Below are 14,611 nucleotides of genomic sequence, written 5' to 3'. Positions count from 1 at the left end.
AAATTTAGGCTTGTCTCATATTCAGGACACTTCTATGAAAATAGCGCAGATATTGGTCTTTGCACTTTTGTTTTTGTTGTTACAGAGCAATGTTCATGGGCTAAGTATTACGTACGAAGGATTTGAGTGCCGGAGTGCCGTCGATACGGAAGATCCGGCTCCGGATAGCGCAGCATCAGTACAAAGCAGGTTTGAGGTTATAGAAGATTCTGGTGGCGGAGTGTACCGGTTGAGCTTAACCGGTGGTATTCCCCGTTTTGTCGATAACGATCGTACTGTTTGTATCGATAAAGCCACTGCAATCGGGTATTCCGGAATTCCGGATATTGATGGTTTGCCGCAACCACTGGATTCAATTGATGCGACAGCTTATTTTAACGGTCAGGAGCTAATCATTGTCGTCAGTTCAATGAATACCGACTTGAGTGCAAGGAGATATCCGCTTTCGGTATTCAGTACCAGCCTCATCTTTGCGTTCACCAACACATTAATCTTCAGGTTTGATCCTCCAACATCCTCGTTCAGCTTAATCAAGCTGTTTCGTAACCGGGGATTTACACAAACTAACGGCTCGACAAACTCAATAACACCTTTTCTTGAAACGATTTTGCCGTCCTTTAACAAGGAAGCGCGAGATAAACCAAGGATTCTGACTCCACTCGCCGCTATCGAATATAAGCTGGGGAATTAATTTTTTTCAACAAAACAATTGATTGAGTTGATAAACCTTGGAATTGAAGCTCGGCTATGGTTTTTTTAGGGGTGATGGAATTAGGAAAGTGCTCCATTCTTTGCCGAGCAGGTACAGCGGATCGCCGGTGTAAACAATAGTCCAGTGAAATTTCCATCAAAATACAGCTACGCTTAGCGACAATTTATCGCAGTGACGCGATTGGCGCTTCCTAATTAACGTATTCGCATTGCGTTATGATCAGAAAAGTGTGATAGTTCACATCGCAACATGATAAGTTAGTCCGCATAACCATAAATAAAATCAAGAATGTTGCTGTAGCTTCGGGGACTAAATGGGTAAGGCAATGAAGTTAAATGAGTTTGTCATTGGAATGTGCGCTTGATGCAAATTTGATGACTTTTCAAGTTATATATTTTTACTATGGAGGGTAGCAATGAAATTTAGTAAGATTAGCAAATTAGTGGCTTATACTATTCTTTTGTTATCAGTCGGATTGTTGCTTGGCTGTAAGCCGATTTTTGAAAAGAAACCGCTTCCTAAAGAAAATAAAGATGCAGCGGCGGCACCTGCAGCAGCTCCAGCAGAGCCTGCACCGGCAGCAGCTCCAGCCCCAGCCGCTCCCGCTCCAGCAGCACCAGCCGCGACCTCAGCTGAACCGGCAGCCAAGGTTGAAGACGTTCAAAGTATACAAAGCATTGAATCAGCAGCCTCAGCTCAAGATGCGCAGCCAGCTGTAGCGGCACAACCCGATGATGGCGATGATGTGGTAAAAATGACACCGGCGATCATGCGCAAAGTGCAACAAGCGCTCGTAGACGCAGGATTTAATCCAGGACCAGTCGATGGTGTCAGTGGTGCTAAAACAGTTGCAGCTATCGAAAGTTTCCAAAAACAAAATAACATACCAGCTGGCAAAGTGACCAAGAGAACGCTACGCGCAATGGGTGTGGATTTCTAAATAGTCGTTGCGTTTTGTGATTTTTTGACGCACCAAGAATCATTGATTGATTCTTGGTGCAATTCACCAGGTAGAAATTTCCAATTTCAGGCTGTTTATCTCCCCTGTAATATTAATGCCCCTGCTTAATTCCCTTGGTTGATTAAAAATATTTGCTATCGAAAGATTCATGTTCTATAGTTGAAAGTAAAATCCGGTTTCATAGCTTTTTCAGGTAATTATCGATATTCTGATAGGGATACTATCCATAGTTGCTGGTTGCAATATCTGCTTTGGTGTTTAAGTCTTCAGCATATAAATGTGTTTCGTCATATAAAACAGACTGATTGCATACATAACAGTATTGTCCGGATAAGATTTGAGTTGATAATGCATTGGCTTTGTTAAATTAGCCCGATAGCATTAGTTATTAATTTGCTTGTGATGTATTTTTGGAGGTTTTGCTCATGGGAGTTCCATTACGTCAACAGATCGCGGTTGGCACTTATCTAATCAAACAAAAGTTAAAAGGAGTCAAGAAATACCCTCTGGTACTGATGCTGGAGCCTTTATTTCGCTGCAATCTGGCATGCGCCGGATGTGGAAAGATTGCGCATCCGGAAGATGTGCTCGATCAACGTCTTTCTTATGATGAGTGCATGCAGGCAGTCGATGAATGTGGTGCGCCGATGGTGTCAATACCTGGCGGTGAACCATTACTGCATAAGGAAATGCCGCAGATTGTCGCAGGCATCATTAAGCGCAAGAAATATGTTTATCTGTGCACAAACGCGCTGTTGCTGAAGAAGCGGATCGATGATTATACGCCGTCGCCCTATTTGACTTTCTCAATCCACTTGGATGGCATGCGGGAGCGCCATGATGCATCGGTTTGTCAGGATGGTGTCTTTGACCGTGCGGTTGAGGCGATAAAGCTGGCACTGGATAAAGGTTTCCGAGTGACAGTGAATTGCACGCTGTTTCAGGGTGAAACGCCAGAGGATGTCGCTGAATTTCTTGACTATGCTATGGAATTGGGGGTCGAGGCAGCAACAATTGCACCGGGCTTTAGTTACGAGAAAGCGCCGAAGCAAGATGTATTTATCAAAAGCCAGGATACCAAAATATTATTCCGCGGCATTTTTGAATTAGGCAAAAAATTAAAGCGGAAATGGCGGTTGAACCATTCCGCGTTATATCTGGATTACTTAGCTGGAAATCAGAACTATAAGTGCACTCCGTGGGGAAATCCGACACGTAATGTCTTCGGCTGGCAAAAACCTTGCTATTTACTGTCTGACGAGGGTTATGCAAAAACCTTTAAAGAGCTTCTCGAAGATACGCCATGGGAAAAATACGGCACGGCCAATAACCCAAAATGTGCGCAATGCATGGCGCATTGCGGATATGAAGCGACCGCAGTGGAAGACACGCTGCAGCATCCATGGAAAGCGCTGGTGACTTCGCTAAGAGGGCCCAAAACAACAGGTCCCATGGTGACTGAGCCTGCGCCAACATGGGCCGCTGAGGAAAACAAAACACCGAAAAAGCTATCCGATATTGCGGTAACGCTGATTGATAAATAGGCGAATATCAAATCGGAGTATTGATGCAGGCCAAAGAATGTGCTTGAAATAATGCTGGAATTTGTATTATACACAGCTGTTTTTGGTGTCATCTGCTGGGGGGCATTGATGCTGCTTCCGTGGTGTCCTTGGAGCACGCGTGAGAACATTGAAGCTCCGGCATTATTCGAATCCGCTGTCGATCTGAGCGATATTACCGTACTGATCCCGGCGCGCAATGAAGGCCCTTATATCGGTCATACGCTCGGTGGTGTCAAAGCACAAGGTGCTAATATACGTATTATCGTAATCGATGATCAATCAAGCGATGATACCGCTGAGCAAGCGGGACGTTGCGGCGCGCAGGTATTATCCGGTACCGCACCGCCTGCTGGGTGGAGTGGCAAATTATGGGCGCTGGAGCAGGGATTGCGGGAAGTTAAAACGCCCTATACCTTGTTGCTGGATGCCGATATCGAGCTGACTCCGGGGATTATCTTCGAACTGCAACGCAAAGCGCGTGATGAGAATCTGGCGCTGGTATCGTTGATGGCCGAGCCGCCCATGGATAACTTCATAGAACGTTTACTGATGCCGGCGTTTATATTTTTCTTTAAACTTTTGTACCCTTTCGGCTTGGCTAATAAACCGGAATCCCGCATTGCGGCAGCAGCGGGCGGATGTATTCTGGTGGAAACGCAAGCATTGCACGCCACCGGTGCTTTTGCCAATTTACACAATGCGCTGATTGACGATTGTACGTTAGCTGACCATATCAAACACGCTGGCTTTCGTACGTTCATCGGACTCAGTCATGCAGCGCGAAGTCATCGCGGTTATCAAACGCTAAAACCTATTTGGGAGATGGTGGCGCGGACTGCATTTACGCAATTAAAATATTCAGTGGTTTTACTGGCTATTTGCACTTTGATTATGACAGCTATGTTTTGGGCGGCACCGCTTGCATTTTTGCTGTCATCGGCCCAGGAAGCCTATATGGTCAGCGTAGCAGCGTGGCTGGCTATGTTCTTTACCTATGTGCCAACTTTAATTTATTATCACCGCTCGCCGCTCTGGAGTCTGGCGTTGCCCGTTATCGGCACGCTGTATCTTGCCATGACTTGGACATCGGCATTGCGCTACTGGCGCGGGGAACGCGCTCGTTGGAAAGATCGCCATTATGAAAGTAAAGCAAACTATTAAACTGATCGTATGGTCTTTGATTTTGCTGCTGCTATTGTCTGTTTCACCGGGATTTAGCGCGTCTGATCGAGGATCCGGAACACCTGAACAAGTGATCGGCCATTTACAATCTTCATTACTGCAAGTCATGCAGGAAGGTGAGAAATTGGGCTACGAGGGACGCTACAAATTTCTCGAACCTGTCATCGATCAATCACACGATATCGATTTGATCATCAAGACCATACTCGGCGCAACTTACTGGTCGCAGTTGGATAAAGCACAGCAAGACTTGATTGTCGATACTTTCCGGCAATTGAGTGTCGCCACATACGCCGGCCGGTTCACTCAATATGAAGGAGAGCAATTCAAGATCCTGGAGCAGCGCCCGTTGCCGCGTGAGCAAACGCTGGTGCGTAGTCAATTGACGAAGTCCGACGGCGGTGCGGTCAATTTTGATTATGTGCTGCATCAAACGGATGGAGGCTGGCGGATTGTCAATATCCTATTCGACGGCGTGAGCGATCTTGCCATAAAGCGAGGGGAATATCGTGCTGTGATGCAACGGGATGGCTTCCCGGCATTGATTCAGCTGCTGAAAGAGAAAATAGCGCTGGCGCAGCATAATCAATAGCAAATTTCTCTTGCCGATGCGAGGGGAAAAGAAAGACGCGGCTCAACGTTTCATTCCGCTTTTGTTGTGTCAATGCGAGTCAAAGCAGCCGCGAAGAAACCGTCCGTTTGATGAAGCTGCGGCGATAACTGTAGAAATTCTCCGGTATTCAACGGTATTTTTTGCTGCGCCAGTAATTCCGCACAATTCAGCAAGGTAAATTGCGGGTGCTCGGCCAGAAAACCGCTGATAATAGCTTGGTTTTCTTCCGGCAATAAACTGCACGTCGCATAGATCAGCCGTCCGCCGGGTTTCAGCAAGCCAGCCGCCGCAGACAGAATGGCTGCTTGTTTTGTTTTCAATTCTTCAATGCTCTGCGGGGACTGACGCCATTTCAAATCGGGATTGCGCCGCAGGGTACCGAGACCGCTGCAGGGCGCATCCACCAATACGCGATCTATTTTTCCGGTTAATCTTCTGACTTTGCTGTCATTTTCGTTGGCGATGAGTTGGGCATGCAAATTCGACAAGCCGGAGCGCTTAAAACGGGGTTTCAGGTTGTTCAATCTTTTTTCCGAGACATCAAAAGCATAAAGACGGCCTTTGGAATGCATCAAGGCCCCTAGCAACAATGACTTACCGCCAGCACCAGCGCAGAAATCGACCACCATTTCACCGCGTTTCGGCGCCAGCAAGTAACCGAGCAGCTGGCTGCCTTCATCCTGCACTTCTATTTTTCCCGATAAAAAGAGCGTATGGCGATTGATGGCGGGTTTCCCGCTCAGGCGGATACCGCAAGGAGAATAGGGCGTTGCTTGCGCTGCGATACCTTCTTGCTGGAAAGTTTCGAGTATTTCATCACGCTTGGCGAGCAGGGTATTAACACGCAGATCCAATGGCGCCGGCTGCTGCAAGGATAATCCCAGCTCCAGGATATCCTGATCCGGCATGCACGGCTGCAATTTTTCCACCAGCCATGCGGGAAATTCGGCGCGTATGGCCAATGGCAATGCATCCGGTTTACTGGCTTTGACTTCCACTAGCCACTTGGCTTCCGATTCACTGATCAGCGGAGTCAGTTCACGCAAATTCATACCTTGGAATTTGACTAGAAAAGCGAGTACCAAAGTGCGCGGTGTTACTTGTTTTGCTAAGCTTTCAAGAAAAAAACGGTGGCGTAAAATGCCAAAAACGGTTTCCGCGATGATTGCGCGGTCTTGCGCACCCAGCATGGGATTGTCTTGGAAGAAACGCCGCAAGATAGCATCGGCGGGGTACGCCAACGGCAGCACGGTACGCATGGCAGTAACGGCTGCATTCAGTTGAGGGTGAGTTAAATGCATTGAATCCGGTGTATGTGATGGATGGCAAGATTGATTAAGAATGCTCTGAGCTATTCAGCACTTCTTAATGTTCGGTTTTATAGCTGATATTGATTTCGGTTACCATTTTGTCGATTTCGCGGCCATTATCCTCCACCGAGACGATGCGTACGGGTAGCATATGATTGTTTAATGCCAACCATAATTTTCTCTTGAGCTTGGAGTGTTTTTCCTCCTGCCGGGTTAATGCCACGGTTTCCATTTTTCCGATCGGCGTATCGAGTATTTCTTTCGTGATGGTGTAGCGCGATAACTGCAAGGTATCGCCATTGGTGACGTGGCGTTCTACATGGTGTTTGGGGAGTCCGGTGAATATAAAATTGTACGACATGCTGAGACGATCCAACGTGCCGTCCGGCATTACTTCTTTCGCGTGGTGTCCTTGATGATGGAGCGTAATGACATGATTCTTCCAGTCGAATTCGGCCACACTGGCTTTTTTCTGGCCGCGCTTCTCATAAGCGCGCACCGGCCGTAGCCCCTGCTTGGTGATGAATCCTTCGCTGTGGCGTATGATGCTGTTGGGTTCGATGAGTTTGTACATGCCGGTGGCTTGCGCTTTGCTGTTGATCGAATAATGCGCTTTACCCTCGACGTGCTTGATCTCCATGACTTCATCGATTTCACCTTCGCCGATATCGGTCGTCACGGCGTACTTGATTTCGATGCGTGACGGCAGATCCGTTGCCATTACTGAGAAACTAAGCAGCCCTAGCAGAAAAAACAATGGAGTAAATTTCATTCCGGCAATCCTGGCGAATACAGTGCAGCAGCGCTAACGCTGGAGTCGATTACTTCAATCCGATTGCCGTCCAATCGAATGCGGTCTTCCATGAACCAGCGCACTGCCTGCGGATAGATGCGATGCTCTTGTTTCAAGACCCGGGCAGCCAGCGTTTCTTCGGTATCATCGGGTGCCACCGGGATGGCGGCTTGAATGACAATCGGGCCGTGATCCAGTTGAGCGGTGACAAAATGAACCGTGCAGCCGTGAATCTTGATGCCTTCCTGCAGTGCTCGCGCATGCGTTCCCAATCCGGGAAAGGCGGGCAACAAGGAAGGGTGGATATTCATCAGACGGTCTTGATAGCGTTGTACGAAGCGATCGCTTAGTATACGCATGAAGCCCGCCAGTGCAATCAGTTTTGGCTGGCAAGCATCAATTTTTTCCGCTAATGCCGCATCGAAACTTTGCCGGTCCGGGAATGCGCGATGGTCGAGAACGATGGTTTCGATACCATGTTGCCGCGCAATTTCCAGTCCCGATGCATGGGTGTTGTTGCTGATTACCGTAATGCGATCCAGCGGCAATTTTGCTTCCAGCAGCGCCTGCATATTGCTGCCGCGGCCGGAAATCAGAATGACCAAAGATTTCATGGATTATTGCCGGGAAATGGCGGCTTAAACCAGAACCGTTGCGGCTTGATTGGCCGCGCGCGGCTTGATTTCACCGATCCGCCAGGCAGTTTCTCCCGCTGCGCGCAAACTGTGCAGCGCATTTTCCGCATGCTCGGGGGCGACGACGACGACCATGCCGATACCGCAATTAAACACGCGCGCCATTTCATGATCGGTGACGTTGCCTCGTTGCTGCAGCCAACGGAACAACGGCGGCATTTCCCAGGCATCGCGGTGTAAAACTGCCGCAAGTTGACCGGGTAAAATACGCGGCACATTTTCCACCAAGCCGCCGCCGGTGATGTGTGCCAGCCCCTTGACCGGCAGTTGGTTGATCAGTGCTAGCAACGGTTTGACGTAAATGCGCGTCGGCGCCATGACGGCATTGGCGAGAGGCTGGCCGTGAAAATCTTCGGACAAGTCGGCGCGACTATGCTCAATAATTTTGCGGATCAGCGAATAACCGTTGGAATGCGCGCCACTGGAAGCGATCCCCAGCACCATATCACCCACTTGTATGGTGGCGCCGCTGATAATCCGCTCCTTCTCGACCACACCCACGGCAAATCCGGCCAGATCATACTCGTCGTGCGGATACATGCCCGGCATTTCCGCCGTTTCCCCGCCGATCAACGCACAACCGGCTTGTTCGCAACCCGCGGCGATGCCGCCGACCACCTGGGTTGCCGTTTCGACATGCAATTTGCCGCAAGCGAAGTAATCCAGGAAAAACAGCGGTTCGGCGCCTTGCACCAGAATATCGTTGACACTCATCGCCACCAAGTCGATGCCGATGGTGTCGTGGCGCTTGAGCTGGAACGCCAGCTTCAGTTTGGTGCCTACTCCATCGGTGCCGGATACCAGCACCGGGTTTTGGTATTTCTTGGAAATTTCAAACAAAGCGCCAAAGCCGCCGATGCCGGTGAGCACTTCGGGACGCAACGTGCGCTTGGCCAGCGGCTTGATGTTGTCGATCAGCCGATCTCCTGCGTCGATGTCGACCCCGGCATCGCGGTAGGATAATGGCGTTGTGGTATCCGGATGATCAGATCGTGATGAAGTCAAGTTGGATTCTCTTGCGGTTAAAAATAGATGCGGTTCACAAAGTGTGATTTTACCGCAAATGAGCGAAGCGAACGGCGCACACCGATAAAAATCTCCGCAGAATGATTGTGATGAACTTGGGAATTGCCCGAAATGGCTTTGTATTTTGTTATTTCACCGGTTTCACTTATACTCAAAAAGCGGTTGAAGTAAAAGATGTTCATTCAGTATGCAGTTATGTAACGGTAGATTGATCAACGTGCTTTTATGGGAGAATGAAAATGAAAACAATTCATGGCCGTGGCCTTGGCTGGCATAGAGACCTACCCGATATGCGGGACCACACACTGGAAACGGAAGCGGTGGCAAAAGTGCTGGCAAAGTCGTCACCTTTGAAAAAAGCGGCAAAATCCTTGCCCGCGTCGGTCGATTTGCGCAAATACTGCTCACCGATCGAAGATCAAGGACAGCTCGGTTCGTGTACCGCGAATGCCGGCGTGGGCATGGTCGAATATTATGAACGCCGCGCCTTTGGCAAACATATCGATGCATCGCGGTTGTTTTTGTACAAAGTCACCCGGCAGCTGCTCGGTTTCACCGGCGACGATGGCGCCTATCTGAGGGACACCATGAAAGCGCTGGTGTTGTTTGGCGTGCCGCCGGAAAAATACTGGCCCTACGACATCGCCCGCTTCAATGACGATCCCTCCGGTTTCTGCTTTTCATACGCGCAGAATTATCAGGCGATCAAGTATTACCGTCTCGATCCGCCCAATACCCCGACAGCAACCGTATTGAAAACTGTAAAAACAAGCCTGGCGGGAAACCTTCCCGCGATGTTCGGTTTTGCGGTTTACAGTTCGATGCCGCCCGGCGGCGATGGCAAGGGTGAGATTCCCTATCCTACCAGCGGTGATACCCTGGAAGGCGGCCACGCCGTGCTGGCAGTGGGCTATGACGATCAAAAGAAAATCGGCTCCACCAAGGGTGCGCTCCTGATCCGCAACTCATGGGGAACAGGCTGGGGTGATCATGGCTACGGATGGCTGCCGTATGCGTACATCGAGAACGGCTTGGCGGACGATTTCTGGTCGCTGGTGAAAGCGGAGTATGTCGATAGCGATTTGTTCAAATAGTGTTGCGTCAATCGGCTGCGGTCTGAGTGCTCGGTTCTTAGCATGCAGCCGCTGGTTATGAGCAAGATCGCATGCCGGCCGGCTTGTGATTCCCCCGTGGTTTCGCCACGGGGGGTGTTCATTTTTATTTCATGGTACTTACTAATACGATATTGACGATAAACATCAAAACGCCGAGTATCAGCCAATTTCTTCCGGCTTTTTTTGCAGCCGGACTGTCTTTTCTAAAATAAGTAAAGCCCATGGCGATACCGATCACCGGGAAAAGTATAGTGCCGATGATCACTGCCAGATTGACTCCCGCTGAAACTGCCAGTTTCTCTTCTGGGGAAGAGATTTCGCTTTCTTTCTCGTTCATAGTTCTGATCATTTCAAATAGTAAAAAAGCCGATGCAATCGAGACCGGTAATATACGGATCGGTTCGCTATAATAGCATCATAAATAACCCGGCATACCAGCAGCCGTGCTGAAGCCGGTCTATGGAATTGTAGTGAGTAAGCACCTGACTGCCAAAGGTTCATTTTTTACAAAATCCGGAAAATATTCCGGGACTTGTTCAATTTTTCTTCCAGCAAAATTTTGCCTCAGTAACGGTGTCACCCCGATGCATCATGACAATGATAAATAACACATTGATGGTGTATTTTTAGCAGCAAAAAAAAGCGGTGGAGTGGTATGATCTGCGCTTATTTTATTTGCTGTGGTATCAGTTTTTCATTCAGGAAATTCATAGATTTTAGCCGCCGGTTTTGCTGCCGGTGTTTTTAATGCAGAGGCCGTTCATGTCTTTCAGTATTACCGATTTGTTATCGCAGCATCGCACCGACAAATTTGATTTGCACGATCACTACCTGAATGCGCAGATGGTGCGGGTGCTGAAAACGATCGGCTATGATCGCAATTATGAGCGTGCTGTCGGGCAATATCTGTATGACGAGCAGGGTAACGAATATCTCGATTTGCTGAGCGGCTTCGGCGTGTATGCTTTTGGCCGCAATCATCCGGTCATCGTTAATGCGTTGAAAGAGGTATTGTCGCTGGAAATGCCGGATCTGGTGCAGATGGATGTTTCGATTCTGAGCGGTTTGCTAGCCAAGGAAATTTTGACCACGACACCGGATAATCTGGAACGCGCATTTTTCTGCAATTCCGGCACCGAAGCCGTGGAAGCGGCGATCAAGTTCGCGCGTTATTTTACCAAGCGCAATCGCATTATTTGCTGCGACCATGCCTATCATGGGTTGACAATGGGCGCGTTGTCGCTGAACGGCGAGCAGATTTTCAAGGACGGTTTCGGGCCGCTGCTGCAGGATTGCGGCTCGGTTCCGTTCAACGATCTGGCCGCTTTGGAACAAGCGCTCAGCGGTCGTAACGTCGCGGCGTTTGTGGTCGAGCCGATCCAGGGCAAGGGTGTCAATATTCCGGATGACAACTATCTGCCCGAAGTGGAACGGCTGTGCAAGAAATACGGCACGCTGTTTGTCGCCGATGAAATTCAAACCGGCTTGGGCCGCACCGGAAAATTCTGGGCAGTCGAACATTGGGGCGTGAAGCCCGATATGATTTGCATGGCCAAGGCGTTGTCCGGCGGGTTCGTTCCGGTCGGTGCGGTCGCCATGACGCAACCGATCATGGAAAGTGTGTTCAACCGCATGGACCGGGCGGTGGTGCACGGTTCCACGTTCTCCAAGAACAATATGGCGATGGCGGCGGGGTTGGCCAGTTTGGAAGTGATCAAAACCGAGAAGCTGGTCGAAAATAGCGCGAAAATCGGCGCGGATATCATCGGGCGGATCAATGCTCTGACCAATCAATATGAATTCCTGAAAGAAGCGCGCGGCAAAGGATCGATGATTGCAATCGAATTCAAATCGCCCGGCAGTTTCTCGTTAAAGACGGCGTGGATGATGCTGGAAGCCGCCAACAAAGGATTGTTCTGCCAGATGATCACGATTCCGTTGTTTAAAGAGCACAGAATCCTGACGCAAGTGGCCGGGCATGGCATGAATGTCATCAAGTTGCTGCCGCCATTGATTCTGTCGCAGAAAGATTGCGACCGCATCGTCGGCGCGTTGACCAAAACCATCGCCGATACCCATCAAGTACCGGGTTCGATCTGGGAGCTCGGCAAGAATCTCGCCAGTCACGCATTAAAAGCGAAAGCCGGGCAAAGTTAAGGTTGGGTATGAGCACGGAACATTCCGACGGCTTGCATTATCTGTGGTGGCTGGCGCTGGCGTGCGTGTCGGGCGGAGTGCTTTATCTGCTCAGTCCGATTCTGACGCCTTTTCTGCTGGCTGCGGTGATTGCGTATATTTGCAACCCGATCGTGACACGCATGGCGAGCCACAGATTGTCGCGCACAGTCGGCACGATTCTGGTGATGCTCTTGCTGTCCGGTATGTTTGTGGCATTGATTTTTATCATGGTGCCACTATTCGAGGAAGAAGCCAGGCGGCTGATGGATAAAATGCCGGTGTACCTGGATGTGTTGAAAAATCACGTGATGCCGTGGCTGGAAGCCCGGTTTAACATCAGCCTCCAGCCCGACATGAATGTGCTGAAACAAGCAATTTCGGAACACTGGCAAAGCGCCGGCGGGGTGGCGGCAAAAGTGCTGCCGTCACTGACCAGCGGCGGCATGGCAATCATGGAGTTTCTGGTCAATATGCTGCTGGTACCCGTTGTTCTGTTTTACCTGCTGCGCGATTGGGATATGTTGATCAAACTGATCGATGAAATGATTCCGCGTTATTGGCATCAACAAATTTCGGTATTGGCGCGTGAGACCGATCAAATTCTCGCGGAATTCCTGCGCGGCCAGCTAGCCGTCATCGTGTTGATGAGTATTTGCTATATTACCGGCCTGTGGCTGGCGGGATTGGAATTCGCATTACCGATCGGCTTGGTCGCCGGCATTCTGGTGTTTGTGCCGTACCTGGGTATGATTGTCGGCTTGACGCTGGCGACGCTGGCTGCGGTGATGCAATTTCAAGACTGGAGCGGAATCATTCCGGTATGGATTGTATTCGGTGCCGGTCAATTGCTCGAAGGCATGTTGTTTACCCCTTGGCTGGTTGGAGACCGTATCGGCTTGCATCCGGTGATGGTGATTTTCGCCTTGATGGCATTCGGTCAATTATTCGGTTTTTTCGGCATCCTGCTGGCGCTGCCGGTGAGTGCCATACTGCTGGTGTGGCTGCGTCATCTGCATCAACATTATCTGGTCAGCAATTTCTATAAATCATAGCCACTGCCGGTTTACAGTCCGGCGATTATCTTGAATCCCGATGATGCAACAATTGCTGCTCGACATTCTGCCGCCGTCACTGCCCACGCTGGAAAATTTTCAACCCGGAAAAAATGCCGAATTATTGTACATGCTGACCGGTATCGTGTCGGGACGGGAACAGGATCGTTTTGTTTATTTGTGGGGCAGTCCGGGCAGCGGTAAAAGCCATTTACTGCGAGCCAGTGTCGCCGCGTATACCCAAAGCAACCGGAAAGCGGTATATTGCTGCGTCCAAAACGGCAGCGAATTTGTGTTCGATAGCGGCATGGATTGCATTGCGATCGACGATGTCGACCGCCTGGATGCGGCGGGGCAGATTGCCTTGTTCAATGTGTATAACCGTTTGCGCGACGAAGGTCATGCATTCTTGCTGCTGAGCGGCGCGGTTGCGCCGGTGTATCTGGCGATGCGCCAGGATCTGGTGACGCGCTTGGGTTGGGGACTGGTGTTTCAAGTGCACGAATTAACCGAAGAAGAAAAAATCCAGGCGATGAAAATGCATGCCGCCGATCGTGGTTTTGCCATTCCGCAGGAAATTTGTCTTTATCTATTGCGGCACGGGCGGCGCGATTTGCCGTCGCTGATGATGACGCTGGACGCGCTGGACCGTTATTCGCTGGCGCAGCAGCGTCCGATTACCATTCCATTATTACGAGAATTATTACAGGTGGCTTCATGAATTTGGCATTATTTGATTTGGATAACACGTTGATCGCGGGCGATAGCGATTTTCAATGGGCGCAATTTCTGATCGAGAAAAAAGCCTTGGACCGGGAATTGCACGAAGCGAAAAATATCGAGTTTTACGAGCAATACAAAGCAGGTACGTTGGATATTCATGAATTTCTGAATTTTCAGCTCAAGCCGCTGGCGCGTCATCCGCGTGCGCAACTGGAAGCCTGGCGCAAGGAATTCATGGCGGAAAGGATCACGCCGCTGATCGCACCCGGTACGCGCCAATTGATCGAACGGCACATGCTCGATAATGACCTGTGCATCATCATCACCGCCACCAACAGTTTCGTCACCGCGCCAATCGCCCACGCACTCGGTATCGAACACTTGATCGCGACCGAACCGGAAGAAAAAAATGGCGAGTTCACTGGCCGCGTGACCGGCACGCCTTCGTTCCGCGAAGGCAAAATCGAACGGCTGGAAAAGTGGCTGGACGAGCACAATCTGACTTGGCTGTCGTTCCTGCGCAGCTGGTTTTACAGCGACTCGCTCAACGACTTACCACTGCTGAGCAAAGTCACCCATCCGGTCGCCGTCGACCCCGATCCGACATTGAAAAGCCACGCCGAGAGAAATAACTGGCCGGTTATTAGTTTGCGTTAATGGGATGAGTTGGCAATCGGAGGCTTAGA

General features: G+C 50.0%; 15 protein-coding genes. 10 read left to right on the top strand and 5 right to left on the bottom strand.

The genetic code is table 11. The features are described 5' to 3' along the window. Positions 1–34 precede the first annotated feature (34 nt). From HRU77_06590 to HRU77_06570, 5 genes are all read left to right on the top strand, one after another. Positions 35–691 (top strand): hypothetical protein, encoded by a 657-nt coding sequence (locus HRU77_06590; GenBank protein ID QOJ20390.1) that lies wholly within the window; start codon positions 35–37, stop codon positions 689–691. Between the two features lie 436 nt (positions 692–1,127). Then, positions 1,128–1,652: a peptidoglycan-binding protein gene (locus tag HRU77_06585; GenBank protein ID QOJ20389.1), complete on the top strand. Its 525-nt coding sequence runs from the start codon at positions 1,128–1,130 to the stop codon at positions 1,650–1,652. A 446-nt stretch (positions 1,653–2,098) separates the two neighbouring features. Further along, positions 2,099–3,217 carry an adenosyl-hopene transferase HpnH gene (hpnH, locus tag HRU77_06580; GenBank protein QOJ20388.1) on the top strand — a complete coding sequence of 373 codons (1,119 nt, stop codon included), beginning with the start codon at positions 2,099–2,101 and terminating at the stop codon, positions 3,215–3,217. A 51-nt stretch (positions 3,218–3,268) separates the two neighbouring features. Next, on the top strand, positions 3,269–4,399 hold the full coding sequence (locus tag HRU77_06575; protein QOJ20387.1) for a glycosyltransferase: 1,131 nt from the start codon (positions 3,269–3,271) through the stop codon (positions 4,397–4,399). Beyond that, on the top strand, positions 4,377–5,012 hold the full coding sequence (locus HRU77_06570) for an HpnM family protein (GenBank protein QOJ20386.1): 636 nt from the start codon (positions 4,377–4,379) through the stop codon (positions 5,010–5,012). Before HRU77_06575 ends, HRU77_06570 begins: the two co-directional genes overlap by 23 nt. 50 nt (positions 5,013–5,062) lie before the next feature. On the opposite strand, the gene HRU77_06565 is transcribed toward HRU77_06570, so the two are convergent. From HRU77_06565 to purM, 4 genes are all read right to left on the bottom strand, one after another. Further along, positions 5,063–6,334, bottom strand: a complete 1,272-nt coding sequence (locus HRU77_06565; GenBank protein QOJ20385.1) for an RsmB/NOP family class I SAM-dependent RNA methyltransferase — start codon at positions 6,332–6,334, stop codon at positions 5,063–5,065. A 64-nt stretch (positions 6,335–6,398) separates the two neighbouring features. Continuing rightward, the gene (locus HRU77_06560; GenBank protein ID QOJ20384.1) at positions 6,399–7,115 is read right to left on the bottom strand and encodes a DUF3108 domain-containing protein; all 717 of its coding nucleotides are present in this window, start codon (positions 7,113–7,115) and stop codon (positions 6,399–6,401) included. After that, positions 7,112–7,750, bottom strand: coding sequence for a phosphoribosylglycinamide formyltransferase (locus HRU77_06555; GenBank protein ID QOJ20383.1), 639 nt, complete (start codon positions 7,748–7,750; stop codon positions 7,112–7,114). Before HRU77_06555 ends, HRU77_06560 begins: the two co-directional genes overlap by 4 nt. Before the next feature lie 24 nt (positions 7,751–7,774). Next, positions 7,775–8,836, bottom strand: a complete 1,062-nt coding sequence (gene purM / locus HRU77_06550) for a phosphoribosylformylglycinamidine cyclo-ligase (protein ID QOJ20382.1) — start codon at positions 8,834–8,836, stop codon at positions 7,775–7,777. Between the two features lie 260 nt (positions 8,837–9,096). On the opposite strand from purM, the gene HRU77_06545 reads away from it, so the two are divergent. Next, positions 9,097–9,951 carry a cysteine protease gene (locus HRU77_06545; GenBank protein QOJ20381.1) on the top strand — a complete coding sequence of 285 codons (855 nt, stop codon included), beginning with the start codon at positions 9,097–9,099 and terminating at the stop codon, positions 9,949–9,951. A 124-nt stretch (positions 9,952–10,075) separates the two neighbouring features. Here the strand turns inward: HRU77_06545 and HRU77_06540 are convergent, their stop codons facing one another. Next, a complete protein-coding gene (locus tag HRU77_06540) occupies positions 10,076–10,309 on the bottom strand; it encodes a hypothetical protein (protein QOJ20380.1) in 234 nt (77 codons plus the stop codon). A gap of 410 nt (positions 10,310–10,719) precedes the next feature. Between HRU77_06540 and HRU77_06535 the strand changes: the two genes are divergently transcribed. From HRU77_06535 to HRU77_06520, 4 genes are read left to right on the top strand one after another with little or no spacing between them, the layout of a single operon-like run. Further along, a complete protein-coding gene (locus HRU77_06535) occupies positions 10,720–12,129 on the top strand; it encodes an aspartate aminotransferase family protein (GenBank protein QOJ20379.1) in 1,410 nt (469 codons plus the stop codon). Positions 12,130–12,137: 8 nt separating this feature from the next. Further along, entirely contained in the window at positions 12,138–13,202 is a 1,065-nt protein-coding gene (locus HRU77_06530; protein ID QOJ20378.1) for an AI-2E family transporter, read from the top strand. Positions 13,203–13,245: 43 nt separating this feature from the next. Then, positions 13,246–13,923: a DnaA regulatory inactivator Hda gene (hda, locus tag HRU77_06525; GenBank protein QOJ22083.1), complete on the top strand. Its 678-nt coding sequence runs from the start codon at positions 13,246–13,248 to the stop codon at positions 13,921–13,923. Further along, entirely contained in the window at positions 13,920–14,582 is a 663-nt protein-coding gene (locus tag HRU77_06520; protein ID QOJ20377.1) for an HAD family hydrolase, read from the top strand. The genes hda and HRU77_06520 overlap by 4 nt, the downstream gene beginning before the upstream one ends. The last annotated feature ends 29 nt before the right edge of the window (positions 14,583–14,611 follow it).

The sequence above is a fragment of the Gammaproteobacteria bacterium genome, assembly GCA_015709615.1.
In the GTDB taxonomy this organism is placed as follows: Bacteria; Pseudomonadota; Gammaproteobacteria; order Burkholderiales; family Nitrosomonadaceae; genus Nitrosomonas.
Note: the sequence above shows the minus strand (reverse complement) of the source record. Positions and strands in the feature narration are given on the sequence as shown.

Bases quoted from the DNA above. Each gene is read 5' to 3' on its own strand.
- HRU77_06590 (QOJ20390.1), top strand. From the start codon at position 35: ATGAAAATAGCGCAGATATTGGTCTTTGCACTTTTGTTTTTGTTGTTA.
- HRU77_06585 (QOJ20389.1), top strand. From the start codon at position 1,128: ATGAAATTTAGTAAGATTAGCAAATTAGTGGCTTATACTATTCTTTTG.
- hpnH (QOJ20388.1), top strand. From the start codon at position 2,099: ATGGGAGTTCCATTACGTCAACAGATCGCGGTTGGCACTTATCTAATC.
- HRU77_06575 (QOJ20387.1), top strand. From the start codon at position 3,269: ATGCTGGAATTTGTATTATACACAGCTGTTTTTGGTGTCATCTGCTGG.
- HRU77_06570 (QOJ20386.1), top strand. From the start codon at position 4,377: ATGAAAGTAAAGCAAACTATTAAACTGATCGTATGGTCTTTGATTTTG.
- HRU77_06565 (QOJ20385.1), bottom strand. From the start codon at position 6,334: ATGCATTTAACTCACCCTCAACTGAATGCAGCCGTTACTGCCATGCGT.
- HRU77_06560 (QOJ20384.1), bottom strand. From the start codon at position 7,115: ATGAAATTTACTCCATTGTTTTTTCTGCTAGGGCTGCTTAGTTTCTCA.
- HRU77_06555 (QOJ20383.1), bottom strand. From the start codon at position 7,750: ATGAAATCTTTGGTCATTCTGATTTCCGGCCGCGGCAGCAATATGCAG.
- HRU77_06545 (QOJ20381.1), top strand. From the start codon at position 9,097: ATGAAAACAATTCATGGCCGTGGCCTTGGCTGGCATAGAGACCTACCC.
- HRU77_06540 (QOJ20380.1), bottom strand. From the start codon at position 10,309: ATGAACGAGAAAGAAAGCGAAATCTCTTCCCCAGAAGAGAAACTGGCA.
- HRU77_06535 (QOJ20379.1), top strand. From the start codon at position 10,720: ATGCAGAGGCCGTTCATGTCTTTCAGTATTACCGATTTGTTATCGCAG.
- HRU77_06530 (QOJ20378.1), top strand. From the start codon at position 12,138: ATGAGCACGGAACATTCCGACGGCTTGCATTATCTGTGGTGGCTGGCG.
- hda (QOJ22083.1), top strand. From the start codon at position 13,246: ATGCAACAATTGCTGCTCGACATTCTGCCGCCGTCACTGCCCACGCTG.
- HRU77_06520 (QOJ20377.1), top strand. From the start codon at position 13,920: ATGAATTTGGCATTATTTGATTTGGATAACACGTTGATCGCGGGCGAT.